The sequence below is a fragment of the Streptomyces coerulescens genome, assembly GCF_042657965.1.
Lineage (GTDB): Bacteria > Actinomycetota > Actinomycetes > Streptomycetales > Streptomycetaceae > Streptomyces > Streptomyces coerulescens.
Genome location: NZ_JBHSKM010000025.1, coordinates 174089 through 198915, shown reverse-complemented (window position 1 = coordinate 198915; position 24827 = coordinate 174089). Strand labels below are relative to the sequence as shown.

24 protein-coding genes are annotated in these 24827 nt (G+C 72.0%); 10 read left to right on the top strand and 14 right to left on the bottom strand.

Annotation, left to right across the window (positions count from 1 at the left end; genetic code table 11):
* Positions 1-51 precede the first annotated feature (51 nt).
* Together ACFPQ9_RS32950 and ACFPQ9_RS32945 are read right to left on the bottom strand one after the other, a co-directional pair.
* Positions 52-462 (bottom strand): nuclear transport factor 2 family protein, encoded by a 411-nt coding sequence (locus tag ACFPQ9_RS32950; protein ID WP_380861668.1) that lies wholly within the window; start codon positions 460-462, stop codon positions 52-54.
* 9 nt (positions 463-471) lie between these two features.
* On the bottom strand, positions 472-1440 hold the full coding sequence (locus ACFPQ9_RS32945) for an acetylxylan esterase (protein ID WP_380861666.1): 969 nt from the start codon (positions 1438-1440) through the stop codon (positions 472-474).
* Positions 1441-1543: 103 nt separating this feature from the next.
* Between ACFPQ9_RS32945 and ACFPQ9_RS32940 the strand changes: the two genes are divergently transcribed.
* Positions 1544-2926, top strand: a complete 1383-nt coding sequence (locus ACFPQ9_RS32940) for an 8-oxoguanine deaminase (protein WP_380861664.1) — start codon at positions 1544-1546, stop codon at positions 2924-2926.
* Positions 2927-2940: 14 nt separating this feature from the next.
* Here the strand turns inward: ACFPQ9_RS32940 and ACFPQ9_RS32935 are convergent, their stop codons facing one another.
* The 3 genes from ACFPQ9_RS32935 to ACFPQ9_RS32925 all read right to left on the bottom strand — a co-directional run bounded on the left by ACFPQ9_RS32935 (position 2941) and on the right by ACFPQ9_RS32925 (position 4972).
* A complete protein-coding gene (locus ACFPQ9_RS32935) occupies positions 2941-3525 on the bottom strand; it encodes an Rv1733c family protein (RefSeq protein ID WP_380861662.1) in 585 nt (194 codons plus the stop codon).
* A gap of 84 nt (positions 3526-3609) precedes the next feature.
* The gene (locus tag ACFPQ9_RS32930; RefSeq protein WP_380861660.1) at positions 3610-4374 is read right to left on the bottom strand and encodes a ferredoxin reductase; all 765 of its coding nucleotides are present in this window, start codon (positions 4372-4374) and stop codon (positions 3610-3612) included.
* Positions 4367-4972 (bottom strand): sulfite oxidase-like oxidoreductase, encoded by a 606-nt coding sequence (locus ACFPQ9_RS32925; protein WP_380861658.1) that lies wholly within the window; start codon positions 4970-4972, stop codon positions 4367-4369. Before ACFPQ9_RS32925 ends, ACFPQ9_RS32930 begins: the two co-directional genes overlap by 8 nt.
* 304 nt (positions 4973-5276) lie before the next feature.
* On the opposite strand from ACFPQ9_RS32925, the gene ACFPQ9_RS32920 reads away from it, so the two are divergent.
* Complete coding sequence (locus ACFPQ9_RS32920; RefSeq protein ID WP_380861656.1) at positions 5277-6101, top strand: putative protein N(5)-glutamine methyltransferase; 825 nt, start codon at positions 5277-5279, stop codon at positions 6099-6101.
* Between the two features lie 22 nt (positions 6102-6123).
* Here the strand turns inward: ACFPQ9_RS32920 and ACFPQ9_RS32915 are convergent, their stop codons facing one another.
* Complete coding sequence (locus ACFPQ9_RS32915) at positions 6124-6777, bottom strand: hypothetical protein (RefSeq protein ID WP_380861654.1); 654 nt, start codon at positions 6775-6777, stop codon at positions 6124-6126.
* Positions 6778-7229: 452 nt separating this feature from the next.
* Between ACFPQ9_RS32915 and ACFPQ9_RS32910 the strand changes: the two genes are divergently transcribed.
* Together ACFPQ9_RS32910 and ACFPQ9_RS32905 are read left to right on the top strand one after the other, a co-directional pair.
* The gene (locus ACFPQ9_RS32910; protein ID WP_380861652.1) at positions 7230-8621 is read left to right on the top strand and encodes a family 2B encapsulin nanocompartment shell protein; all 1392 of its coding nucleotides are present in this window, start codon (positions 7230-7232) and stop codon (positions 8619-8621) included.
* Entirely contained in the window at positions 8608-9894 is a 1287-nt protein-coding gene (locus ACFPQ9_RS32905) for a SufS family cysteine desulfurase (RefSeq protein WP_380861650.1), read from the top strand. Before ACFPQ9_RS32910 ends, ACFPQ9_RS32905 begins: the two co-directional genes overlap by 14 nt.
* Positions 9895-9997: 103 nt before the next feature.
* On the opposite strand, the gene ACFPQ9_RS32900 is transcribed toward ACFPQ9_RS32905, so the two are convergent.
* On the bottom strand, positions 9998-12076 hold the full coding sequence (locus ACFPQ9_RS32900) for a SpoIIE family protein phosphatase (RefSeq protein ID WP_380861648.1): 2079 nt from the start codon (positions 12074-12076) through the stop codon (positions 9998-10000).
* Positions 12077-12344: 268 nt separating this feature from the next.
* Here ACFPQ9_RS32900 and ACFPQ9_RS32895 point away from each other — a divergent pair, with 268 nt between their 5' ends.
* Both ACFPQ9_RS32895 and ACFPQ9_RS32890 read left to right on the top strand, forming a co-directional pair.
* Positions 12345-13217, top strand: coding sequence for a hypothetical protein (locus ACFPQ9_RS32895; RefSeq protein ID WP_380861646.1), 873 nt, complete (start codon positions 12345-12347; stop codon positions 13215-13217).
* Positions 13218-13337: 120 nt separating this feature from the next.
* Complete coding sequence (locus tag ACFPQ9_RS32890) at positions 13338-13718, top strand: hypothetical protein (protein ID WP_380861644.1); 381 nt, start codon at positions 13338-13340, stop codon at positions 13716-13718.
* Between the two features lie 25 nt (positions 13719-13743).
* Here ACFPQ9_RS32890 and ACFPQ9_RS32885 read toward each other — a convergent pair whose 3' ends face one another.
* Positions 13744-14904 carry a M20 family metallopeptidase gene (locus tag ACFPQ9_RS32885; protein ID WP_380861642.1) on the bottom strand — a complete coding sequence of 387 codons (1161 nt, stop codon included), beginning with the start codon at positions 14902-14904 and terminating at the stop codon, positions 13744-13746.
* A 278-nt stretch (positions 14905-15182) separates the two neighbouring features.
* Between ACFPQ9_RS32885 and ACFPQ9_RS32880 the strand changes: the two genes are divergently transcribed.
* Together ACFPQ9_RS32880 and ACFPQ9_RS32875 are read left to right on the top strand one after the other, a co-directional pair.
* Positions 15183-17198 (top strand): FAD-dependent oxidoreductase, encoded by a 2016-nt coding sequence (locus tag ACFPQ9_RS32880; protein ID WP_380861640.1) that lies wholly within the window; start codon positions 15183-15185, stop codon positions 17196-17198.
* A 53-nt stretch (positions 17199-17251) separates the two neighbouring features.
* On the top strand, positions 17252-17803 hold the full coding sequence (locus ACFPQ9_RS32875; RefSeq protein ID WP_380861638.1) for a PadR family transcriptional regulator: 552 nt from the start codon (positions 17252-17254) through the stop codon (positions 17801-17803).
* 100 nt (positions 17804-17903) lie between these two features.
* Here the strand turns inward: ACFPQ9_RS32875 and ACFPQ9_RS32870 are convergent, their stop codons facing one another.
* Positions 17904-18443: a hypothetical protein gene (locus tag ACFPQ9_RS32870; protein WP_380861636.1), complete on the bottom strand. Its 540-nt coding sequence runs from the start codon at positions 18441-18443 to the stop codon at positions 17904-17906.
* Between the two features lie 191 nt (positions 18444-18634).
* Positions 18635-19621, bottom strand: coding sequence for a fibronectin type III domain-containing protein (locus ACFPQ9_RS32865; protein ID WP_380861634.1), 987 nt, complete (start codon positions 19619-19621; stop codon positions 18635-18637).
* A gap of 460 nt (positions 19622-20081) precedes the next feature.
* On the opposite strand from ACFPQ9_RS32865, the gene ACFPQ9_RS32860 reads away from it, so the two are divergent.
* Positions 20082-20777, top strand: coding sequence for a glycoside hydrolase family 75 protein (locus tag ACFPQ9_RS32860; RefSeq protein WP_380861632.1), 696 nt, complete (start codon positions 20082-20084; stop codon positions 20775-20777).
* Positions 20778-20810: 33 nt separating this feature from the next.
* Here ACFPQ9_RS32860 and ACFPQ9_RS32855 read toward each other — a convergent pair whose 3' ends face one another.
* Complete coding sequence (locus tag ACFPQ9_RS32855; protein WP_380861945.1) at positions 20811-21572, bottom strand: SDR family NAD(P)-dependent oxidoreductase; 762 nt, start codon at positions 21570-21572, stop codon at positions 20811-20813.
* A gap of 148 nt (positions 21573-21720) precedes the next feature.
* Here ACFPQ9_RS32855 and ACFPQ9_RS32850 point away from each other — a divergent pair, with 148 nt between their 5' ends.
* Positions 21721-22401: a TetR/AcrR family transcriptional regulator gene (locus ACFPQ9_RS32850; protein ID WP_380861630.1), complete on the top strand. Its 681-nt coding sequence runs from the start codon at positions 21721-21723 to the stop codon at positions 22399-22401.
* A 102-nt stretch (positions 22402-22503) separates the two neighbouring features.
* Here ACFPQ9_RS32850 and ACFPQ9_RS32845 read toward each other — a convergent pair whose 3' ends face one another.
* The 3 genes from ACFPQ9_RS32845 to dhaK form a co-directional block, all read right to left on the bottom strand.
* Complete coding sequence (locus tag ACFPQ9_RS32845) at positions 22504-22923, bottom strand: PTS-dependent dihydroxyacetone kinase phosphotransferase subunit DhaM (protein WP_380861628.1); 420 nt, start codon at positions 22921-22923, stop codon at positions 22504-22506.
* The gene (gene dhaL / locus ACFPQ9_RS32840) at positions 22916-23515 is read right to left on the bottom strand and encodes a dihydroxyacetone kinase subunit DhaL (RefSeq protein WP_380861626.1); all 600 of its coding nucleotides are present in this window, start codon (positions 23513-23515) and stop codon (positions 22916-22918) included. Before dhaL ends, ACFPQ9_RS32845 begins: the two co-directional genes overlap by 8 nt.
* Before the next feature lie 75 nt (positions 23516-23590).
* Positions 23591-24583 (bottom strand): dihydroxyacetone kinase subunit DhaK, encoded by a 993-nt coding sequence (gene dhaK / locus ACFPQ9_RS32835; RefSeq protein ID WP_380861624.1) that lies wholly within the window; start codon positions 24581-24583, stop codon positions 23591-23593.
* Positions 24584-24827: the final 244 nt, after the last annotated feature.

Genomic DNA, 24827 nt, shown 5'->3' with positions numbered 1-24827 from the left:
GACTGGGGGGAAGGTGCGCGCACCGGCCAAGCCGCCTCGCCCGGATCACCCTCACCCTGTCCGGAAGAACAGCGCGCCCTCCGGCTCCCGGTGCCCCTCGGCCGTGTGCCAGTAGTCGCGGGTCTCCACTGCCGACCCCGCGGCGTCGAAACGCGCGAAGACACAGCCGGCCAGGGTGACCGGCGCGCCCTCCTCCTCGGTGAGGACCCGGAACTCGGCCACGGCCACGCCGTCCACCCCGACGACAGGGGCGGAGAAGCGCACGTCCGTGACCCGCTCGGCCGCGAACGACCAACGCAGATACTCGGCCAGTCCGGCGCGTCCCCGATGCGGCTCCCGGAACGGCATCGAGCGGTGGACGCAGTCCTCGGCGTACAGCTCCAGCAGCGCGTCCACGTCGTGCCCGGACCAGGCGAGCTGCCAGACGCGCACGAACCGCTCCGCGGCCTCACGGGTGTCCATGCCGCGCCCTCAGGCGTGCGAACGCAGCCAGTCCAGCTTGGCCGCCTCGTGGAACGGGCCGCCGCCCTCGTGGTCGTTGAAGTCGTACACCTCGATGGCCTTCTCGTCGTGGGTCCAGGCGTTGAACGCCGCGAAGACGGTGGAGGGCGGGCAGGTCTGGTCCTCAAGGGCCGCCGAGAAGAACGCGGGCGCCCGGCCGCGCGCCGCGAAATGGACGCCGTCGAAGTACGACAGGGTGCGCAGGGCCTCCTCGGTGCGGCCCCGGTGCGTCTTGAGGTAGAGGCCGATCTCACGGTACGGGTGGCGGTCGGTGAGGGTCGCCGCCCGCGGGAAGTCGCACAGGAACGGCACGTCCGGTGCGACCGCCACCAGGTCCGGGACCAGGCCGCCGACCGCGATCGTGATGCCGCCGCCCTGGCTCGCGCCCAGCGCGACCGTGCGGCCGGCGTCGGTGAGGGGATGGGAGCGGGCGGCCTCGACGGCACGTACCGCGTCGGTCAGCACCCGGCGGTAGTAGTAGTTCTCGGGCGCGTCGATGCCCCGCGTCATGAACCCGGGATACGCGGGCGCGGCGCCCACCGGGTCCGCAGTCCCGCCGCCGGCGCCCCACGCGCTGCCCTGACCGCGTGTGTCCATCATGAAGTGCGCCCGGCCCGTGGAGGCCCACAGCAGGTTCTCGTGCGGCAGACCGCGCCCGCCGCCGTACCCGATGAACTCCACGACCAGCGGCAACGGCTCCCTCGCCCCGGCCGGCAGTCGCAGCCAGCCCTTCACCGGGTGACCGCCGAACCCGGCGAATGTCACGTCGTACACCTGTACGGTGCTCAGCCCTGTGTCGACCGGCTCGAACCGCGCGTCCAGGTCGTGCTCGCGCGCCTCCTGGAGCGTCTTGGACCAGAACGAGTCGAAGTCCTCGGGCTCGACGGACTCGCTGCGGTACTCGCGCAGTTCGTCGAGCGGAAGGTCGAACAGGGCCATGACGGACCGCCTTTGCGAAGAGTGACTGCGGATGATCACACCGTACGTGGATGATCAAAGGACTCGCCAGATCTCAGCCGTGCCCTGCGCCTACCATGGCGCCATGACGTGTGCCGTCGATCCTTCGGCCAAGGTCGTGGATCTGCTGGTCAGGGATGCCGAACTGCTCGTCGTCGACGCAGGGTGGGAAATCCCCGGCGGCTGGCTGGCCGTCACCGATGGTCGGGTGACCGGTGTCGGCCCCGCCGGGAGCGAACCCGAGGCCTGCACGACCGTCTCGGCGTCCGGACGGCTCGTCACCCCGGGCCTGATCAACACGCACCATCACCTCTACCAGAACCTCACCCGCTCCTACGCGCCCGCCGTGAACGGCTCGCTGTTCGACTGGCTCACCACCCTCTACCCGATCTGGGCCCGTCTGGACGAGGAGGCCGCATACGTTTCGGCCTACGTCGGAATGGCCGAACTCCTCATGGGCGGCTGCACCACGTCCTCCGACCACCTCTACGTCCACCCCCGCCCCCGCCTCGTCGACGCCGAGATCCGTGCCGCCCGCGACATCGCCTTCCGCTTCCACGCCACCCGCGGCTCGATGACCCGCTCCGTCGAGGACGGGGGACTGCCGCCGCGCTGCGTCACACAGACGGAGGACGAGGTCCTGGCCGACAGCGAGCGGCTGATCAGGGCGTATCACGACCCCGAGCCGGGCGCGCTGGTCCGGGTCGCGCTCGCGCCCTGCTCACCCTTCTCGGTCACCAGGTCGCTGATGACCGCGACGGCCGAACTCGCCGAGCGACACGACGTACGGCTGCACACCCACCTCGCCGAGGACCACGACGAGGACACGTACTGCCTTCGGACGTACGGCTGCCGTCCCGTGGAGTACTTCGAGGAGACGGGGTGGATGAGCGAGCGCAGCTGGGTCGCCCACTGCATCTACCCGAACGACGCCGAACTGCGCCGCCTCGCGGCAGCCGGCGTCGGCGTGGCGCACTGCCCCAGCTCCAACATGCTCATCGGCGGCGGCACCGCACGCGTGGCGGAGATGCGCGAACTGGGCCTGCCCGTCGGCATCGGCTGCGACGGTTCCGCCTCGACGGACCACGCCTCCCTCTGGATGGAGACCCGGGCCGCCCTGCTGCTGGGCCGCTACCGCGGCGGCCCCGGCGCGATGACCGCACGCGACGCCCTCGACATCGCCACCCGCGGCTCCGCGCGCTGTCTGGGCCGGGACGACGAACTGGGGCATCTGCGGCCCGGCGCCTGCGCCGACCTGGTCGTCTGGGACCTGCACGAGGTCGCCCTGGCCGGCGCGCTGAGCGACCCGGTGGAGGCGTGGCTGCGGTGCGGGCCGGCCCGGGCCTGGACGACCGTGGTCGCGGGCCGGGTCCTGGTCGATCGCGGTGAACCCCGGCTGCCCGGGCTGGTGGACGCGTTGCGGGTGCATGCCGGGGTGGCGCGGGAGATGCAGGGACAGCCGTCCTGACCGGGCACGGCGCCTCACGCACGGCGGCCCGTCCACGCGGGCTCGGTGCGGGCCCATTCCCGGTCCCACTCGGCGAGGCGGCGACGCAGGGCGGCATGGCGTACGACGGTGTGGCCGAAGAGGATCACCGCGACGGCGCCGCCCGTCGTGCAGACGCCGATGGTGACGGTGCTCTGCCAGACCGCCGTGGTACCCGGGGGCGGGGTCACGCTGCGATCCCGCGAGTTCAGCCAGACGTCGACCGTCTCACCCGTCCGCGTCCCCGCCGGGACCCGTGCCGTGGCCGTACGAGGCCCCTGCTCCGGATCCGTCCAGCGCACCGTGGCCCTGGCGGTCGGCTGACGTCCGCCCGGTACGAGCGCAGCGGCGTGCGAGACCCTTTCGACGACCTCGGCCCGGACATGACGCCGGTCGGCCCACTGTTCCCGGGCCATGGCCCGGGCGTCGTCATGGGCCCACCAGGCCGTCACCACCCCGACCAGGGGTGCGACGACCAGCAGCAGCACCGCCACGGTCACCAGCGTCCACGCTTCCACGACATCCGACCTGCGCCGCAACGGACTCGACCGCAGGCGCCAGCCGTACACCCGGCTTCGCATGCCGTCCAGGTACCCCACACGGCGGACATCGTGCCTGACGAATCCGGACGCATATCGTCACATATGGCCCCGAAAGGCCGCTGATCAGCCGAAGCGTTCGATACGGATGCGGTCCACAGGCTGTCCCGCGGCCACCAGCAGCCGCGAAGCATGTTCCGCGAACCCGTTGGAGCCGCACACATAGGCCTCCCACCCACCCGGAGGCCGCTCGGCCAGGAGTGGCGCCACATGTGCGGCGGCCATACGTCCGACCGCCACACCCTCCGGCGCGCTCCGCGTGAACACGGGCGTCGTCTCCGCGCCGTACTCCCGGGCGTAGATGAGCTCCTCGGGGCTGCGCGCCGACACCAGCAGCCGCAGCGGCACGTCCAGCCCCCGCGCCCGGTGGTGCCGCACCATCGACATCAGCGGTACGACGCCGGACCCTGCGCCGACCAGCAGCGCCGGCCGGTCCCCGGGCCAGGCGAAGAAGCCGCTGAGCGGGCCGCGTACCTCGACCCTGTCACCGGGCTCGGCCACGGTGTGGAACCAGCCCGAGACCTCACCGCCGTCCACATGGTGCAGGGTGAGCTCGATGTGCCCGGAGTCGTCGGGAGCCGACGCGAGGGAGTAGTGGCGCTGGGCCACATAGCCGTCCCCGGCGGTCAGCCGCAGCATCAGGTGCTGGCCGGGCAGATGGCCCGCCCAGTGCGGCACCGCGAGCCGGAAGGTCGCGGCATGCGGGGTCTCGCGGCGGATCTCGGTGATGGTCGCCGTCTGCCACAGCGTGGCCGCCTGCTCGCCGACGGCGATCCGGCCGGGCACGGCGAACCGGGTCGGCGGCGTGTACGTGTCGACTGCCTCAGTCACCGGAGTACCGCTGCTCCTCCCAGGGGTTGCCCCGGGCGTGGTAGCCGTTCTGCTCCCAGAACCCCGGCTCGTCGTGGTCCAGGACACGCAGCCCCGCGATCCACTTGGCGCTCTTCCAGAAGTACAGGTGCGGCACCAGCAGCCGAGCCGGACCACCGTGCTCCGGGGCGAGCGGCTTCCCGTCGTACTCCCAGGCGATCCAGGCCCGCCCGCCGGTCAGGTCGGCCAGCGGAAGGTTGGTGGTGTAGCCGGTGTGCGAATAGGCCACCACATGTGTGGCCGACACATGGGGCCGGACCACATGGAGAAAGGCGTCCAGCGACACGCCTGCGAACCGCACGCCGAACTTCGACCAGCTCGTCACGCAGTGGATGTCGCCCTCGTACTCCGACGTCGGCAGCGCGTGCGCCTCGTCCCAGTTCCAGCTGCGCGGCTCCTCGACCAGACCGTCCACGCGGAACGACCACTCGGCCGGCGTCAGGTCGGGCGTGACCTCGGCGGACAGGACCGGCCAGTCGTCGCCCGCGTCGTACTGGCCGGGCGGCAGCGCTTCGTTGCGGACGCGTGGGCGTCCGGTGAAGCCTCGGGTGACGTTCATACGGCTTGTGCCTCCAGGCCGTCGTGGGCGACGGCCCGCGGGTCGAGCGGGATCGGCAGGTGCTTCGTACAACCGTACGCGTTCCCTCGGGGTCTCCCCATGCGGGGCCGGGACGGGCCCGCCGTCGTGATCGTTGGGGTAGTGTGGCCGTCCGGCCGGGACAGTCCCGGCCTTGCGGAGACCCGGGAGGTGAGACCCATTACCGCTGTGTCAGGTGGGGTGCTCTCACCTCGGATCGGCGCGGACCACCGCCCCTAGGCGGCCGCGAGAGCACCCTTCGGCTTCCGAAAGGCTCTCGGCTTCCATGCCCTCTCTGTCTCCCTCCTCGCCCGCTTCCCCCGCACCGCTCCCGTACGACGCCGTCGTGGCCGCGCTCAGAGCCGCCGGCTGTGTCTTCGCCGAGGACGAGGCCCGGCTGATCCTGGCCGCCGCCCGCACCCCGGACGAACTGGCGGCGATGGTGGACCGGCGGGTCACCGGCCTGCCCCTCGAACTCGTCGTCGGCTGGGCCGAGTTCCGCGGTCTGCGGATAGCCGTCGAACCCGGTGTCTTCGTACCCCGTCGCCGTACCGAGTTCCTGGTCGAGCAGGCCCTCGCCGCCGCACCCGAGGCGACCGTCGTGGTGGACCTGTGCTGCGGCTCGGGCGCGGTCGGCGCCGCGCTGGCCGCAGCGCTCGGCTCACCCGGCCCGATCGAGCTCCACGCCGCCGACATCGACCCGGCGGCGGTGCGCTGCGCCCGCCGCAATGTGGCCCCCTACGACGGGCGGGTGCACACGGGCGACCTCTTCGAGGCGCTCCCCGACAGCCTTCGCGGACGTGTCGGCATTCTCGCCGCGAACGTGCCGTACGTACCCACCGACGAGGTCGGTCTGCTGCCCGCCGAGGCGCGCGACCACGAGCCCCTTGTCGCTCTCGACGGCGGCCCGGACGGCCTCGACGTGCTGCGACGCGTGGCCGCCGGTGCGCACCACTGGCTTGCACCCGGCGGCTGCCTGCTGATCGAGACGAGCGCACGCCAGGCGCCGACGGCCCTGGAAGCCTTCGCCGGCACAGGCCTGTCGGCGCGTCTGGTCGTCTCCGAGGAGCTGTACGCGAACGTCGTGATCGGCCGCAGCGGCGCCCGCTGAAGGGCCGGGTGGGGCCGGCCGGTCAGGTCGTCGCGTCGCTGTGCGAGGGACTGTCCGAGGGGCCGGCACCCGGCCGGTCCCAGTGCCGGAACCCGGGGAACCTGCCGCGCCAGTCACCCGGCCCCCCGTCCCGGTCCTTGCCCTTTTCCTTCTTCCGTGCCTCCCAGTCGCCCGCGAGGGCGCGGGTGGCCGTCCTGGTGCCGTCGTCGGACCGTGTGCCGACGAGGAAGATGTCGTCGCCCTTCTCGAGGGCGCTGGTGCCCGAGCCCTTGTCCCCGTCGTGGCGCACGGTGGTGTCCGCGCCGACGGTCCAGGTCCACTCGGCGCCGTCCTCGCTCTTCACCGTGACCTGGTCGCCGTCGACCTTCTCGACGGTGCCGCGCTGCCAGATCCGTACGACCCATGCGTCGGTGTCGGGATCCCGCACAGTCGATTCGCCGTGCACGCCGCCTCCGCCGAGACCGAACCACGCGCCGGGCCCGTGCCGTCCGCCGGGCTCGCCCGGTGACGGCGAGGCCGGCCCGGAGGCCGAGGGCGAGGCGCCGTCCCCGGAGCCCGAGGAGGTCGCGGCGTAGGCGACCGTACCGCCGAGGGCCAGGGCGGCGACCGTGGCCGCCGCGGTCACCGCCCTGGCGCGGCCGGACCGCCGCCGTTGGTGATCCTGATCGTGTGTCATCGCTCGCTCCCCTCGGTCACGGCACCGGCATCCCCATGCCACGCCTTGCTGTGATTGTGGGATGCGAACCATAAGGAACCAGTAATCAGTTCCTGTGAAGGTACTTTCCCCTTCACCGAACCGCGCCCCGAAATGGGCCCGTATAAGCACTGCTTTGGGAATTCAAAAGCCGCCATACAGGGCCAAATCGAGACCTGTGCAAGGGAGTTGACCAGGCACGGGGCGTGGGGTCCACGTCGCGCCTCGGAGCGAAGTCCGTGGTCCCGCCACTGGTGGCGCCAGAGATCCGGGCCGACGGGCGAGCCGTGCTCGTTCCGCTCCAGGTCGCGAATTTCGGCCCGCACCGCGCCGAGCCGCTCCCCGCGCACCTTGTGAGGTGCGGTTACTGCCTGCACGATCGGCGTCGCTCGAACGAAAGTCCACTCCGGAGCGATCGACCAGAGGAGACCCCTGTGACGACCGACCGCATCAGCCTCGGCCCCGAGGCCGCCCGGCAGCTCGCGACCACGACGAAGACGACACCGCAGATGCGTGGAGTCACCCCGCGCTATCTGCTGCGGGCCCTTCCCTGGGTCGATGTGGAATCAGGTGTCTACCGCGTCAATCGGCGCCGCACCTACGTCCTCGGCGACGACCGCATCAGCACCCACACCGACGAGGGAAGCCCTCGTGTGATTCCGGGCGACTTACGCGAGATTCCGTATCTGCGCCGGGCCGATGACGCCTTCCTCGGCCAACTCGCCGACGGCTTCACGGAGATGAGTTTCGAGCCCGGTCAGGTGCTGGTCCGCGAGGGCGACACCGCCGAGCACCTGTGGGTGATCGTCCGGGGCCGCGCCGAGAAGCGGACCACCGGCCGGTACGGCGACGAAGCGCTGATCCAGGTCATCGGCGACGGGCAGTACTTCGGCCTGGAGGCGTGGACCAGGGGCGAGCCGATGCCGTACGCCGTGAAGGCCCTCACCCCGGGCGTCGCGCTGCGCGCCGAACGCTCGGTGCTCGCCGGCCTGATGAACCGCGACGAGGCACTGCGCGGTGCCGTGGACGCGTACACGGCGGGTGACATGCCCGCACCCGGCACCGAGGCGCCGATCGACCTCAGCGGCGGCCACGTGGGCGAGGTCGACCTGCCCAGCACGTACGTCGACTACGAGGACGCGCCGCGCGAGTACCACATGACGCTCGCGCAGACCCGGATGATGGTGCACTCCCGCGTCGCCGACCTCTACAACGGGCCGATGGACCAGACGCGTACCCAGGCCAATCTGACCGTCCAGGCCCTGCGCGAGCGGCAGGAGAACCTGATGCTCAACCACCCCGAGTTCGGGCTCCTGCACAACGTGCCGGCCGGCCAGCGGGTGCAGGCGCGCACCGGTGCGCCGACCCCCGACGACCTCGACGAACTGCTCGCGAAGGTGTGGAAGCAGCCCGCGTACTTCCTCGCGCACCCGCGGGCCATCGCCGCGTTCGGGCGCGAATGTACGCGGCGGGGAGTACCCCCGGTGACGGACAGCCGGTTCGGCAGCCCCCTGCTGACCTGGCGCGGGGTGCCGCTCCTTCCCTCCGACAAGGTGCCCTGCCCGAACGGCTCCGGCGACGCGGCCGGGACCACCGAGATCCTGCTGATGCGGACCGGTGAGGCGGAGCAGGGCGTGGTGGGACTGCGCCCGGCGGCGGTGCCGGACGAGGTCGAACCCGGGCTGTCCATGCGGAACATGGGCATGGACCAGAAGGGGATCACTTCCTACCTGATGACCGCCTACTTCAACACGGCGGTGCTGGTGGACGACGCGATCGCCGTGCTCCAGAACGTCGAGGTGTCCAAGTACCATGACTACTCCTGACGTCACGGCATGGCCGGCGCAGTCGGCCGACCCGTCGTCGCGGGTGCGTCAACCCGGCGGTTTCAGTGCCGAGTTGATCCGGCAGGACTTCCCGATCCTGCACCGCCCCGTCAACGGCCGTCCCCTCGTCTGGCTCGACAACGCGGCCACGACCCAGAAACCGCGCCAGGTCATCGAGGCGCTCGCCGCCTACTACGGCGCCGCCAACTCCAACATCCACCGCGGCGCCCACACCATGGCGCGGGAGGCCACCGAGGCGTACGAGGCGGGCAGGGCGGCCGTCGCCGAGTTCCTCGGCGCAGCCGGCCCGGACGACATCGTCTTCGTGCGCGGCACCACTGAGGCCATCAACCTCGTCGCCCAGAGCTGGGGCCGGGCCAACCTCGGGCCCGGCGACGACGTCCTGGTGCCGGTACTGGAGCACCACTCGGACATCGTGCCCTGGCAGATGGTCGCCAAGCAGACCGGCGCCCGGCTCGTGCCGATCCCGCTCACCGACGACGGAGAGATCGACCAGGACGCGTATCGCGATCTGCTGTCCTCGCGGACCCGACTCGTCGCGATCAGCCACGCCTCGAACGTCCTCGGCACCGTCCCACCGGTCAAGGAGATGACGGCGCTCGCCCACCGCTACAACGCCAAGGTGCTGGTGGACGGCGCCCAGGCGGTGGCTCATTTCCCGGTCGACGTCCAGGACCTGGACGCGGACTTCTACGCGTTCTCGGGCCACAAACTGTTCGCGCCGACCGGTATCGGCGCCCTGTACGCGAAGCCGGAACTCCTCGCGGGGATGGCACCCTGGCAGGGCGGCGGCAACATGATCGAATCCGTGGCCTTCGGGGAGACCACCTTCGCGCCGGTCCCGCACCGCATGGAGGCCGGCACCGGCCACATCGGCGGAGTCGTCGGACTGCTCGCCGCCCTGAACTGGCTGACGTCCCTGGACCGCGAGGCCGTCGCGGTGTACGAAGGGGACCTCATGGCGTATGCGCACGAGGCCCTCGCCACGGTTCCCGGGCTGGAACTGATCGGCTCGGCGCCCTACCGGATCGCGGTGCTCACCTTCACGCTCGCGGGGCAGGACCCGGCCGCCGTCGCAGACCGGCTCGACCGTGACGGGATCGCCGTCCGCGCCGGCCACCACTGTGCCCAACCGGCTCTGGCCCACTACGGACTCCAGTCGGCGGTACGCGCCTCGCTCGCGCTCTACAACACCTACGGGGAGGTGGACCAGCTCGTCGCCTCGCTGCACAGACTGCAGGAGGCCGTCTGACGACGGGAGTCGGAACTGAACCGGGTCCGGGGCCGGACGGCCCCGGACCCGACCGCGTCAGGCCGAGGGTCCGGGCGGTCGGCGGGACGATCGGCCGGTTCCCTCAACTCGTGGGCAGCACACGCGCGATGAGCAGCGCCACGTCGTCGGAGTTGTCGGGCCGGTGCAAGGTACGCAGGAGAAGGTCGCAGCACTCCTCCAGCGGGCGGTCGGGGTCGTCGAGGAGCTCCAGCAGCGCGTCGAGACGTTCGTCGAGCGGATGCTGACGGGTCTCGACGAGCCCGTCGGTGTAGAAGACCAGTTGGTCGCCGGGTTCGAGATCCACGGTCGTCGTGGAGAAGGCCACGCCGCCGACGCCCAGCGGCGCTCCCGTGGGAAGTTCGAGGAGTTCCGGGGCATGTCCGCGGCGGACGCGCGCGGGCGGCAGATGGCCGGCGTTGGCGATCCGGACCTGCCGCAGCCTCGGGTCGTGCACGGCGTACACGCAGGTGGCTATGGAGTGGTCGAGGCCCTGGGTGATCTTGTCGAGGTGCTCCAGGAGCCGTGTCGGTTCGAGGTCCAGGGAGGCCAGCGTGTTCGTCGCGGTGCGCAGCCGGCCCATGGTCGTGGCGGCGTCGATGCCGCTGCCCATCACATCGCCGACGACGAGCGCCGTCTTGCCGCCCTCCAGCGGGATCACGTCGAACCAGTCACCGCCGACCTCGGCGCCTGCGCCCGCCGGCTGATAGCGGGAGGCCACCTCCAGACCGCCGGTCACCGCGGGATGGCTGGGCAGCAGGCTGCGCTGGAGGGTCAGGGCGGTGTCCCGGGCGTTCTGGTACCAGCGGGCGTTGTCGATCTGCACCGCCGCGCGGGCGGCCAGTTCCCGGGCGAGCAGCAGGTCGTCGTCGCTGAACGGCAGCGGGTTGCGGGTGCGTTTGAGATCGAGTGCGCCGAGCACCTCGCCCCGCGCGATCAGCGGCACCGCGAGATAGGAGTGCACGCCCGCGCGGCCCAATTGCACGGCGGCCTCGGGGGAGCGGGCGATACGCGGCAGGTCCTGCCCCTCGACACGGGCGAGCAACACCGGGCTCGCGGTGCGCACGCACTCGGTGACGAGGCGGTCCGGGCCGTAGCGGGCGACCTCACCCGGCGGATCGGCGGCGTCGAGCGCCTCCGTGGGGTGGTCGGCCTGGACGGCCAGGGCACGGATCACCGCCGACTCGGCCGGACCCAGGCTGCTGCGCCTGCCCTCCACCACCGCTTCCAGGAGGTCGACGGCCGCGACGTCGGCGAGCTCCGGCACCGCGACCTCGGCCAGCTCGCGCGCCGTGCGGTCCAGCTCCAGGGTGGTGCCGATGCGCGCGGAGGCGTCGGCGATGAGATCCAGACGGCGGCGTGCCGTCGCCGCCTCCAACGCGGCCTGGTGCTGTTCGGTGATGTCCACGGCCATCCCGGCCACGCCGAGCACCGTGCCGGCCGTGTCCTCGAGTCGGTACAGCGACACGGACCAGAAGTGCTCACGGTCCGGATCGGCGGGCGTGCGGCCCACGATGCGCTGGTTGACCAGCGGCTCGCCGGTGCCCAGGACCAGGCGCAGGGCCGTCTCGATGCCGTCCGCGTCGACCCCGGGCAGCAACTCGCGCGGCGTGTGGCCGATGTGGTCCTCGGCGGGGATGCCGTTGAGCTGGGCCAGCGCCGCGTTGACCGAGACGTAGCGCAGATCCGTGTCGAGGACGGCGAGTCCGATCGGGGCCTGCGCGATGGTGCGCGTCGACAGCGCGACGTCCCGCTCCACCCGGCGGACCGTCGTCTGGTCGGCGCACAGGCCGAGGGCGTAGACGTCCCCCTGGTCGTCCAGCAGTCGCATGTTGCGGAACTCCACCAGGCGCGTGCCGCCGTCCTTGCGCCGGATCGGAAACGCTCCGGCCCAGCCCTCACCGGTCTCCATGACGTCGGCGAACAGCTTGACGACCAGGTCCAGGTGCTGTTCGTGGACCATGATCCGGGCGGCGTACTCGCCCAGCGCCTCCTGCGCCGAATAGCCGAACAGCTCCTCGGCCTGGGGGCTCCACAGCACGATGCGCCCCTCGACGTCCAGCACCACCGAGGCCACGCCGAGCACGTCGAGCAGCCCGCTCGGACCCACCGGCCCGCGCACCGGCTCGTCGCCGTCGGCGACGGGTGATTCGGCTGGAGACATGCCACGCACCGCCTTCGCCCATCCTCGCGGCACGCCGTTCCCCCGTGCCGACTCCCCTTGTTCTACCGTGTTCAACCGTCTCCGGGCCCCCTCGGTCGCTCACCTCCACCATCCCTCAACACGGCGGCGGTCGTCCCCCGAAGCCGGTACCGGGACACGGGACTGTGGCCGATCAGACAGCGGGCGTTCTTTTGTTTGGTCTGTACATGACCACGTGGCCCCGCCAGACTGTCGCCGACACGCCCCCGCCCCCCAAGGAGTCGCTCCCATGGCCCTGCGTGCCCGGCAACGTTGTCATGCGGTTCTCACCGGCCTCGTCGCCCTCGCCTCCGCAGCCGTGCTGTCCTCGGCGGTGCCCGCGCAGGCCGCCGACACCTGGACCGAGGTGGGCTCTGACCGTGCCGACCCGCTGCGCGAGAGCCAGGGTCTGGCCTCCATCGAGGTCCCGGCGAACAGCGCCAACCGCTACACCGGCATCGGCACCATCCCCTTCTCGGTCTCCACCCGCGGCTGGAACCACGTGGGCGACCCCGACGCCTCCTACAACGGCTACTACATCGAGCCCTACCAGGCGGACTCGGGCACCGCGAAGATGTTCCGCGTGCAGGCGCCGAACGGGACCTGGGCGGAATACGTGCACACGCTGGGCTCCGGGGAGGCGCTGAACAACTCCTTCGTGGCCATCGCCCCCGCCGGCCAGTGGATGGTCTCGGGCGAGTGGGGCACCATGACCCGCCTGCTGGTCCACCCCACCCCCGGCGTCAACCCGAGCACTTCGCCCTCCGCGAACCTCCCCTGGGCCTCCAGCATCCGGCTCGACCACGCCGTACGCGACGTACAGGGCTGCGACTTCCTCAATGCCACGACGCTGCTGTGCTCCTCCGACGACCCGGCCGGCACCCTCTTCGGCATGACCAAGCCGCTGCTCCAGATCGACCTCTCCGCCGAGCCGGGCAGCTCCGACGTGACCGGCCATGTCACGGCCCTGCGCCAGCTCCCGCTGCGCAGCTCCTGCTCGGGCGACTTCGAGACGGAGGGCATCGACTACGACCGCCGTACCGGCACCCTGCGCGTGATCGTCATCTCGCCGGGCTTCTGTGTGCTGACCGACAGCAAGACGTACAAGTTCACGCGCGGCTGAGCCGCCGTGGGCGGGTTCCGCCGGTAGTGCTCCGGCGTGGGTGGTGCTTTTCTTGGGTTGGGGTCCGGTTCCGCGGGCTACCCGTGGCACCGCGACGCGGCCACGAGAGGAGCGATCACGATGGAACGTGAACGACTGCACGAGGAGCCCGTCTCCGTCGAGATCAGCGGATGCAGCAAGGAAGACGCCCGGATCGTGTTCGACGCGCTGTGCACGTGCTTCGAGTCCGACCGGGGCCCCGAGGACGTGCCGCAGCAGCTCCACGAGACGCGCCCGATGGTGTGGCTCGGCACGTTCGAGGTGACCGACACGCAGGAGTGCCCGGCACCGGCGCGCCTGTCGTCCTCCGTCGAGGCCGACGCGCAGGGGGGCTACTGGGCCATCGAACGGCTCCGTACGACGCTGGACTCCCTGTTCACGGTGCATGACCTGGCGTCCGCCTCGGGCGACCAGGAGCGGGAGCTGCACGTGGTGCTGGAGAGCCGCCCCGGCCTCACCTGACCGAGTCCGGCAAGGGCGCGCTCGGTCAGGACGGTCCCAGCAGGCCGAGCACGGCGTGCCGGTAGACGGCGTGGACGGCGGGCAGGTCCGAAAGGCAGGCCCGCTCGTCCACGCCGTGCAGCCCCGCGTACCGCACGCCGAAGCCCGCCGTGGCCGCGATGCCCTCGCCGGCGAGCAGATTGCCGATGTTCGACGGGCCGGCGGTCCTGGCCCGCAGCGTCATCCCTTCCCGAGCGCCGGCGTCCAGGAGCGCCGCCGCCGGTTGCTCCTCCTCGGCCAGCCGGTACGGCGGCCAGGACGCCACCGGTGTGATCGCGGTCGGGCGCGGGGCGGGCACCCGCGCGTCCAGCTCGCCGACCGCCTCGCGGACCAGGCGTTCGGCGGCGCGGGCGTCGAAGCCGGGAGTCGTGCGGATGTCGACGCCCAGTTCGCACCGGCCCGGTACCACCGAGAATCCCTGACCGCCGTGGCAGAAGGTCACCGTCAGCTTCGGCGGCAGCGGGAAGGCGCCCTCGGCGCCCGGCAGCTCGGACTCCTCCAGGAGCCGTACCAGGCGCGCCGCGCGGGAGACCGCGCCCGGCGCCGTGTGGCGTGACCCCGAGTGACCCGAGGCGGCGTGCACCGAGATCGTGGCGCGCCACAGGCCGCGCCCGCCGACCACGACCTCGTCGAGCCCCGGGTAGCCGATCATCACCCCGGCCGGACGGACCGCATCCGGGTCGGCCAGATAGGCGCGGGCACCGCCGAAGCCGCCCGTGTGCTCGTCCACGTCGAGCAGCACCGCGAGCCCGCCGCGCAGGTCGGCGGCCCGGTCGTGCAGCTCGGCCGCGATGGCGCAGAACATGGCCGCGGCGAGCTTGGAGTCCGCGGCGCCACGCCCGCGCAGCCAGCCGTCGACGACGTCACCGCAGTCCGGCGGGAACGTCCAGGCGCTCTCGTCCCCGTACGGCGCGGTGTCGACGCAGGCGTCCAGCGCCCACCAGGGGCCGGGCAGGCCGCCGGTGACCTCGACCAGCAGGCCGACGACGCCGCCGTTGTCGCCGCGCAGGCGGCGACACGGCAGTTCGCGCCCGGCGAGCCAGTCCTCCAGGACGCCGAGGACGGGGCCGTAGTCGTCGATCCCGGCGCGGCTCGGGCAGCGGATGAGGCGCTGGGCGAGGGCGATCGTGTCGGCGTGTGGGGTCATCAGGCCACTGTGCCCGAAGCGGGATGTGGGGACGGGTGGGGGATGTGTGGCGGCTGCGGGTGCGTGGGGGCCGGCCGCGCAGTTCGCCGCGCCCCTTGAGGGCGTGCAGCGGACGTACCTCCAGGGGCGCGAGCAACCGCCCGCAACCCGCAGTCGCCCACTCGGCCGATGCGTGAGTGGCCGGTGTCACCCCACCCCGGTTGTGCAACTAGTTGCATAAGGGCTTCCCGGTCCTCTACAACTACCTCAGGCACGACACCGCGCACGGAGGGGCCCCGATGAGCCGTTACCCGCACCTGCTGAGCCCGCTGGACCTCGGCTTCACCACGCTGCCCAACCGCGTCCTCATGGGCTCCATGCACGTCGGCCTGGAGGAGGCCGAGCGCGGCTTCGAGCGCATGGCGGCCTTCTACGCGGAGCGGGCCCGCGGCGGAGTGGGGCTCATCGTCACCGGTGGAATCGCGCCCAACGACGAGGGACGCCCGTACGAGGGCGGCGCCAAGCTCACCACCGAGGCGGAGGCCGAGCAGCACCGGGTCATCACCGAGGCGGTGCACCGCGAGGGCGGCCGGATCGCGATGCAGATCCTTCACTTCGGCCGCTACGCCTACCACCAGGACCTCGTCGCCCCGAGCCCGCTCCAGGCACCGATCAGCCCCTTCCCGCCGCGCGAGCTCACCGACGCCGACGTCGAGCGGACCATCGACGACTACGCCCGCGCCGCCCGCCTCGCCCGACAGGCCGGCTACGACGGCGTGGAGATCATGGGCTCCGAGGGCTACCTCATCAACGAGTTCATCGCCCAGCAGACCAACCACCGCACCGACCGCTGGGGCGGCGCGTACGAGAACCGCATGCGGTTCCCCGTCGAGATCGTGCGCCGGGTGCGCGAGGCCGTCGGCGAGGACTTCATCATCGTCTACCGGCTGTCCATGCTGGACCTCGTCCCCGGTGGCTCCACCCTTGACGAGGTGATCACGCTCGCGAAGGCCGTCGAGGCCGCCGGGGCGACGATCATCAACACCGGCATCGGCTGGCACGAGGCGCGCATCCCGACCATCGCCACGTCCGTGCCCCGCGGCGCCTACACCTGGGTCACCAAGCGGCTGATGGGCGAGGTGTCCGTTCCGCTCGTCACCACCAACCGCATCAACACCCCCGAGCTGGCCGAGGAGTTGCTGGCCGACGGCTGCGCGGACATGGTGTCGATGGCCCGTCCGATGCTCGCCGACGCCGACTTCGTCGCCAAGGCCGCGGCCGGCCGGCCCGAGGCCATCAACACCTGCATCGGCTGCAACCAGGCCTGTCTCGATCACACCTTCAGCGGCAAGATCACGTCCTGCCTGGTCAACCCGCGCGCCTGCCACGAGACCGAGCTGACGCTGTCCCCGACGCGGCTGCGCAAGCGCGTCGCGGTGGTGGGCGCCGGACCGGCCGGGATGGCCTGCGCCGTCAGCGCCGCCGAACGCGGCCACGACGTCACGCTGTTCGACGCCGCGAGCGAGATCGGCGGCCAGCTGAACGTCGCCCGCAAGGTCCCCGGCAAGCAGGAGTTCGACGAGACGCTGCGCTACTTCCGCCACCAGCTCGACTGGCAGGGCGTCGAGGTACGGCTGAACACCTGGGTGTCGGCCGAGGACCTCGCCGCCTACGACGAGGTGGTCGTCGCCACCGGCGTCACCCCGCGCATCCCGGAGATCCCCGGCATCGACCACCCGAGCGTGGTCGGCTACCTCGACGTCCTGCGCGACGGCGCCCCCGTCGGCCGGCGCGTCGCCGTCCTCGGCGCGGGCGGCATCGGCTTCGACGTCGCCGAGTTCCTCACCGACGGTGGAGACAAGGCGAGCGAGGACCCCGCGACGTACTTCCGGCACTGGGGCGTCGACATGGACTACACGGGACCCGGCGGCCTCGGCGCGCCCGAGCGACCCGCCCCGCCGCGCACCGTCTACCTGCTCCAGCGCAAGCCCACCAAGGTCGGCGCGGGTCTCGGCAAGACCACCGGCTGGATCCACCGCACCGAGCTCAAGCACCGCGGCGTCACCATGGTCCCGGGCGTGCGCTACGACCGGATCGACGACGCCGGACTGCATGTCACCGCAGGCGAGGAGAGCACGGTCCTCCCCGTCGACACCGTGGTGCTGTGCACCGGCCAGGAGCCGCGACGGGGCCTGTACGAAGCCCTGATCGCCGCCGGGCGCAGCGCGCACCTCATCGGCGGTGCCGACGTGGCCGCCGAACTGGACGCCAAGCGGGCCATCAAGCAGGGCACCGAGCTGGCGGCGAGCCTGTAGGGCGGGCATTCACCGGTCGTCGGCCGGCTGCCGCACGTCCCTAGGATGACTCCATGTCCCTCCCGCACGCGATCCTCATCGCCCTGCTCGAAAAGCCTTCGTCGGGGCTGGAGCTGACCCGCCGGTTCGACAAGTCGATCGGGTACTTCTGGTCGGCGACGCACCAGCAGATCTATCGCGAGCTGGGGAAACTGGAGGCCGAGGGATTCATCCGGACCCTGCCGTCGCAGCAGCCGGCCCGTGGGCAGAAGAAGAGCTACGAGGTCCTGCCCGCGGGCCGCGCCGAACTGGCCCGCTGGACCGCCGCCTCCCAGGACCCGCGGCCGCACCGCGACCCCCTGCTGCTGCGGATGCGCGCCGCGGCCGTCGTCGGGACCGAGGGCATCGAAGCGGATCTGCGTCGCCATCTCGCCCTGCATCAGCGGCAGTTGGCCGAGTACGAGGAGATCGAGGAGCGCGACTTCCCGCCCGACAAGGACAGCTCGCAGGACCGGCTGCGACACCTGGTACTGCGAGCGGGCCTCGATCTGGAGACCTTCTGGATCCAGTGGCTGACGCGTGCCCTGGACGAGTTCGCCGAACTGCCGGGGCACGAGACGGCGTGAGCCGCGGCGGCTGCCCGGAGCCCGGCCGGGCTCACGGTCACGGGCAGCACGGCGTCGGCCGGCGCCGCCCGGGCGGTGCCTGCTCCAGCGTCTGCCCGGGTCAGAGGCGGTACGGCTTCGACGACTTGCGGCGCAGGTACCAGGCCGCGGCGGCGACCCCCGTGCCCACCAGGACCCCGCCGCCCACCAGCGTGAGCGTGCCGTAGTCCTGGCTGCCGCCGCCGACGCCACCCATCACACCGCGCGACGGCGAGGCCGTGGCGGAGATCGTGGGCCTGACGCTGGGCGAGACGATGACGGACTGCGTGCCCGCCGTCGTGCCGTCCGAGCAGATGACGATCACGGTGTAGGTGCCGGCGCTCACGTTCGACCATGCCGCCGACTGCAGCGCGCTCGTCCCCGACAGGGACACCTGACGCCCCTGCGAGAAGTTCGCCTGACGGCTGTTGAGCAGCGAGGCGGTACCCCAGCTGCCGTTGACGTTCGTGCAGGCGCGGGTGGTGACGGAGACCGTGGATCCCGTGGTGCTCACGGAGATGCCCGATTGGGCCTCGGCCGGGCCTGCGGCCACGAGGAAAGAAAGTGCGGAGGCGGCTGCCACGGTAAGGCCCGAGCGGAGGAAGAGCGATGAGTTGCGCATGTGATGCCCTCCGGCGGCACGGTCGGCGGTACGTCCGTTGCGCCGCCGAGGGTCGGGAACGCCCGTGCTGCCTCAGGGGAAGCCAACGCGCCCCGGGGCCCCGCCGCATGCGGGCGTCCCCCGGACAGGTGACGTGCTGCTGCATCCGGGGGACATCGGACCGGGTGGGTCCCGTCGGCCCCGGCGCGGCCTCAGTCCCGAGCGGCGCCGGTCGTCACCTTCAGCTCCGTCGAGAAGCCGCCCCAGGTGCCGTCGGGCAGCCTGCCCCGGAGCCGCACCCGATGACTCACACCGCGCTCCGGCCCCAGATAGAAGCTGTACGTGGCCCGTTCGCGCGGCGCGCTCCCGCCGTACACCAGCGAGGTCGCCGCACGGCCGTCGAGCTGGATCTGGTACTCCGTGACGACGCCGTCGGTGCGCGGCGGAACCCAGCTCAGGTCGAGGTAGTAGGCCCCGTCGGAGTGATGGCTCGTCGTGGCCTCGAACCCGGTCGGCGCGGTGCCGCGCCCGTCGTCGGTGCCCGGCGTGGTGAGGCGCACGGCCACCGTCGCCGGCGAGAGGTTGTCGGCGGCGTCGCGGGCCCGGACGGTGAAGGCGTAGCGGGTGCCCGGCCTGAGTCCCGTGACGACGGTCGCCGTCTGGTTCCCGCCCACACTGTGGATCTTCGCCTCGCCCTGATAGATGTCGTACGACACCACGTCCCGGTCGTCCGTCGCCGGTGACCACGACAGCTGGACCGCCCTGCTGCCGACCGCGCGCCCGCTTGCGCTCCCCGGGCGGGTGGGGGCCGACCGGTCGGCGGCCACGGCCTTGGGGGTCGTCGCTCGGACCGTCCTGCTCGGCGGCCCGAGACGCCCGTCCTTGTCACGGGCCCGCACCGTGAACGCGTAACTGGTGGACGGCTTGAGCATGGTGACATCCACCATGTGCTCGGCACCCGGCACTTCCTCGACCTTCATGGGGCCCCGATATACCTCGTAGACCTCGATGCCGCGCTCCGCGGTGACCGCGTTCCACATGACGTGCACGCTGGTCGCGCTGCCCGCGGCGGCCGTGACCCCCGTGGGTGCCCCGGGCAGCCGGCCACCGCCCTTCCCGTCCGCCTCACCCCAGGTGCACGAGGAGAGCAGCGCGAGCGCCGCGCACACGGCGGATACGAGAACGAGAACGCGTCGCACGACTCTGCCTCCCGGGGGCGGCCTCGCGGCAATGGTCCGGACCAATATGACGCGGCTGACGCGATCACATCAAGAGGGCGTCGTCGGTGACCTGGCCGCTCGCGCGGGACTCGGCGGTCGTTGGTGACCCGCCCGGAGGATTACGTATGCTGAAGTTCCTCGCGGCTGAACTCTCCCTGAGGGATGGTGAGTTCATGCCGTCCCGGCGCGGGCCGCTGTCGTCGCTGATCCGGTGCCGGACGCGGGTGGCCGGGGGGTCGGGGCCCGTCGTGGGCCCGGGCCCCCCGGCCTCTGCCGCGGAGCCGGAGGGGCGCGGTCGTGTCGCCGGGGTGTGCGCCGTACGGACCCCCCTGGTGGCAGCATGATCCGAGCGCCCTCACATTGGACAGCGTGTTCCGCCGTGTCCGAGGGACGCGGCGGCATGTGGGTGTCCGTGTCCCCGGCGAGAGGGTTCCGAATCGTGCATTTCCAGTCGTTGACGCTGGCCGCGGCAGGTGCCGCACTGCTCGCCCCCGCTACCCCGCCCCCCGATCCACCCGACCCCATGGGCGGACCCGAAGCACACATACAAGCCGGCGTCAGCGCCGCGGACCTGCTGGCGAAGGTGCGTCACTGCACCGCCGTCTCCAAGGGGCGCTATCGCAGCGACAGCGGTACGTCCGCGACGATCCCGGTGTGCGGGGCGGGTGATGCCGTGTTCTGGAAGGCCGACATGGACATCGACTGCGACGGGCAGTCCACCGGCCACTGCAACAGCGCCACCGATCCGCACTTCTCCAACTCCACGGCCTTCCAGCAGTCCGACGGCCGCCCTCTGAGGGCCGAGCATCTGCCGTTCATCGTCGTGCCCACGCCCAGTGGCATCTGGGACTACCGCGCCCACGGCATCCGCGGCGGCTCGGTCGCGGCCGTCGTGTACGGAGGCCGGGTGCGGTACGCGGTCGTCGGCGACGTCGGCCCGCGCGGCATCATCGGCGAGGCTTCGTACGCCACGGCCAAGGCCCTGGGCATTCCGCCCGACCCCCGACGCGGCGGCACGGCCTCCGGCGTCACCTACATCGTCTTCAAGAACTCGCGGGTGAAACCGATCGAGGACGCCGCGGCCGCCGTGACGGCCGGGGAGCGGCTGGCGAAGAAGTTCGTCGGCGCCGAGTGAGACGGGTGCTCACACACGCCGGATGAGGCCGCGTCAGACCGCCGCCCAGCCGTCGTCGACCGGCAGGATCGCACCGTTGATGTTGCTCGCCGCGTCCGAGGCGAGGAACACGATCGCGGCGGCCTGCTCCTCCGGCTGTGCCAGCCGGCCGACGTTGACGAAATGCGGTCCCAGCGCCGCCGGTCCGTGCGCGTCCTGCGCCGCGTCCACCACGATGCCCGTCCGAGTGCCGCCGGGTGCGATCGCGTTCGCGCGGATGCCCTGCTTGCGGTACATCACCGCGAGGGACTTGGTCAGCCCCACCACACCGTGCTTCGACGCCGTGTAGGCCGCGCCCGCCGCGCTGCCGCGCAGGCCGGCCTCGGACGCCGTGTTCACGACGGCGCCCGAGCCCGCCCGGAGCATGTGCGGCAGCACCGCGCGGGTGAGCAGGAACGGGGCGGTGAGGTTGACCCGGATGACCCGCTCCCACTCGGCGTCGGTGACATCCGCGAGCGCCGACATACGGTCCATGATCCCGGCGTTGTTGACCAGTACGTCCACCCCGCCGAAGCGCTCGACCGCGGTCCGGACGACCCGGTCGACGACGGCCTGCTCGCTCAGGTCGCCGGTCACCGCGACCGCGCTGCCCCCGGCCTGCTCGATCTCCTTGACGACCTCCTGCGCGCCCTCGGCGTTGAGGTCCGCCGCCACCACCCGGGCGCCCTCCTTGGCGAAGGCCAGGGCGGCCGCGCGGCCGATGCCCGAGCCCGCTCCGGTGACGATGACGCTGCGTCCGTGCAGTCCACCGGCCATCAGGTTCTCCCGTCCATGGGTCCGAAGGGCGGTGTCGAACACGCCCGGGCCCACACCCTAGGACTTAATGTCTCTGAGTGACATAAAGTCTTCGTCCCGGTCGGGGAGAATTCCCGGAGAGAGATCAACGCCGGCCGTAAGGGACACCATGACCGCAGCCCGTGGCGGCACGCGCCGCTCGACGACCTCGTCCGTGGCTCGACCCGCCGGGCGGCCCACGGGGCGCCCGCCCCTGACCGAGGAGCGCAAGGCCGAGATCCGGCTGGAGATCGCACGGGCCGCGGTGGACCTGTTCGTCGCACAGGGCGTCGTGGCGACGACGGGCGAGCAGATCGGGGCGGCGGTCGGCGTGTCCGCGCGGACCGTGTGGCGCTACTTCCCCAGCAAGGAGAGCTGCGTGAGCCCGCTGTTCTCGGCCGGCATCGACATGACCGCCGACTTCCTGCGGCGCTGGCGCCCGGGGCAGCCCCTGGACGAGCTCTTCGACCGGGAACTCGCGGACGAGAAGCACGTGCTGGCCGGCCCCGACCGCGCGACCCTCGGCGCGCTGGTACGACTGACCCGCACCGAGCCCGGCCTGCGCGCGATCTGGCTCCAGACCTACGACGAGGCCGAACCGGCCTTCGCCCGCGCCCTCGCCGAGCGTGCCGCTCTGCCCGCCGACGATCTGCGTCCGACCATCCAGGCGGCGATCTTCAACGCGGCCCTGCGCGCGGCGGTCGAGCACTACGCATGGCACACCGCCGACACCGACCGCGCGACCGCAGAGGCCGAACTGGCGGCAACTCTGCGGTCGGCGCTGGGCGTTGTCGCGCAGGGGGTGGTGTAGGAGAGGCCCCGGGCGGTGCAGGAGAGACCCCGGTGCGGTGCAGGCCGACCGGTACGGCGCAGGCCGACGAGCGCACTGTGCCTTGTCCGCGCGCGGCCTGCCTCACACCTTCCGGTACGTGTACGCCTCCGCGGCCGCCGCCTCCACCGCCGCCAGGTCGGCTCCGGTGGACGCCGTGACGACCGCGGCCACCGCGCCCTCGACGAACGGGGCGTCCACCAGGCGGGTGTTGTCCGGGAGTTCGTCGCCCTCGGCGAGCAGCGCTTTCACCGTGAGGACCGCACTGCCCAGGTCGGCGAGGACCGCGACCCCCGCGCCGCGGTCCACGGAGGCCGCCGCCGCGGCGATCAGCTCGGCGCTGGTGCCGAGCTCGCCGCCCTCGGTGCCGCCCGCCGGGGCCACCGGCACCGCCGCGTCGCCGCCCGCGAGCCCCTGCGCCAGCTCGGCCACCGCGGCGGCCACCCGCGCACTGTGCGAGACCAGCACGACCCCCACCAACTGCGCTTCCTTGTCGTCACTCACCGGCGGCCTCCACGAGCCCCGCGATCAGCAGCGCCGAGGACGTGGCACCGGGATCCTGGTGCCCGATGCTGCGTTCCCCGAGATAACTCGCCCGCCCCTTGCGGGCCTGCAACGGCGTCGTCGCCAGGGCGCCCTCCTCGGCGGCGGCCCGCGACGCGCTGAAGCCGTCGCCGAGCGCGTCCACGGCCGGCACCAGAGCGTCGATCATGGTCTTGTCGCCCGGCGCCGCGCCGCCGAGCGTCATGACCGCGTCCACCCCCGCACGCAGGGCCTCGGCGAACTGGGCCTCGCTCACCTCACCGGCGTCCCCGAGCGCCTTGCCGGTCCGGCGCAGCAGCGTCCCGTACAGCGGCCCGGACGCTCCACCGACCGTCGAGATGAGCTGCCGGCCGGCGAGGATCAGCACGGCGCCGGGCGTCTGCGGATCCTCCTTCTCCAGCGCGGCCGCGACGGCGGTGAAGCCGCGCTGGAGGTTGCTGCCGTGGTCGGCGTCCCCGATGGGGGAGTCGAGAGCGGTGAGCCGTTCCGCCTCACGGTCGACGGAGGCGGTCGTGGCCGTCATCCAACGGCGGAAGAATGCGGCGTCGAGCACTGGATCTCCTTGCGTGACAGGTGTGTTGGGATCGTCCGACTCCGGATCGTCCGACCCTGATCGTCCGACTCCGGGTCACATGCCCCACCGCAGGCCGGGCGTCTTCACCGGCGCGTCCCACAGCCGCAACAGCTCCTCGTCGACCTGGCACAGCGTCACCGAGGCACCGGCCATGTCGAGCGAGGTGACGTAGTTGCCGACCAGGGTGCGAGCGACGGCGACACCGCGCTCGGCGAGCACCCGCTGGACCTCGGCGTTGAAGCCGTACAGCTCCAACAGCGGTGTGCCGCCCATGCCGTTGACGAGGACGAGTACGGGGTTGCGCGGGGACATGTCGTCCAGGACGGCGCCCACCGCGAAGTCGGCGATCTCGCGCGATGTCATCATCGCCCGCCGCTCCCGGCCGGGCTCGCCGTGGATGCCGATGCCCAACTCCAGCTCGCCCGGCGGCAGATCGAAGGTCGGGCTGCCCTTGGCGGGCGTCGTGCAGGCGCTGAGGGCGACACCGAAGCTGCGGGAGTTCTCGTTGACCTGGCGCCCGATCGCCTCCACCCGCTCCAGCGGCTGCCCCTCGTCCGCCGCCGCGCCGGCGATCTTCTCCACGAACAGCGTCGCGCCCGTACCGCGCCGCCCGGCCGTGTAGAGGCTGTCGGTCACGGCCACGTCGTCGTTGACGAGTACCTTCGCGACCTGGATGCCCTCGTCCTCGGCGAGCTCGGCGGCCATGTCGAAGTTGAGGACGTCGCCCGTGTAGTTCTTGACGATGAACAGCACACCGGCCCCGCTGTCCACGGCGGCCGCGGCCCGCGCCATCTGGTCGGGCACCGGCGATGTGAACACCTCGCCCGGACATGCCGCCGACAGCATCCCCGGACCCACGAAGCCACCGTGCAGCGGCTCGTGCCCCGACCCGCCACCGGAGATGAGCGCGACCTTGCCCTCCATGGGGGCGTCCCGCCGTACGATCACCCGGTTGTCCACGTCGACGACCAGCTCGGGATGGGCGGCGGCCATCCCGCGCAGCGCGTCCGCGACCACGGTCTCCGCGACGTTGATCAGCATCTTCATGGATGCCTCCTAGTGAGGTTAGTAGAGGGTGGCGGATGGGGCAGGCGGGTCAATGGCTTGCCGACTTCGACAACAGGTCGTCAGTGTCCGGGAATGTTCGGTGGCGGGTCGGTGAGAAGGCGCCTGTTGGCAGTATCGACCTTGCGGATGCGAAGGTCACGCGCACGGATACACGTGGGTGCGTGCATCGGGGCGGCCGCTGAGGGAGCGGAATCGGCCCCGACCGAGACCGTGCGAGTGCCAG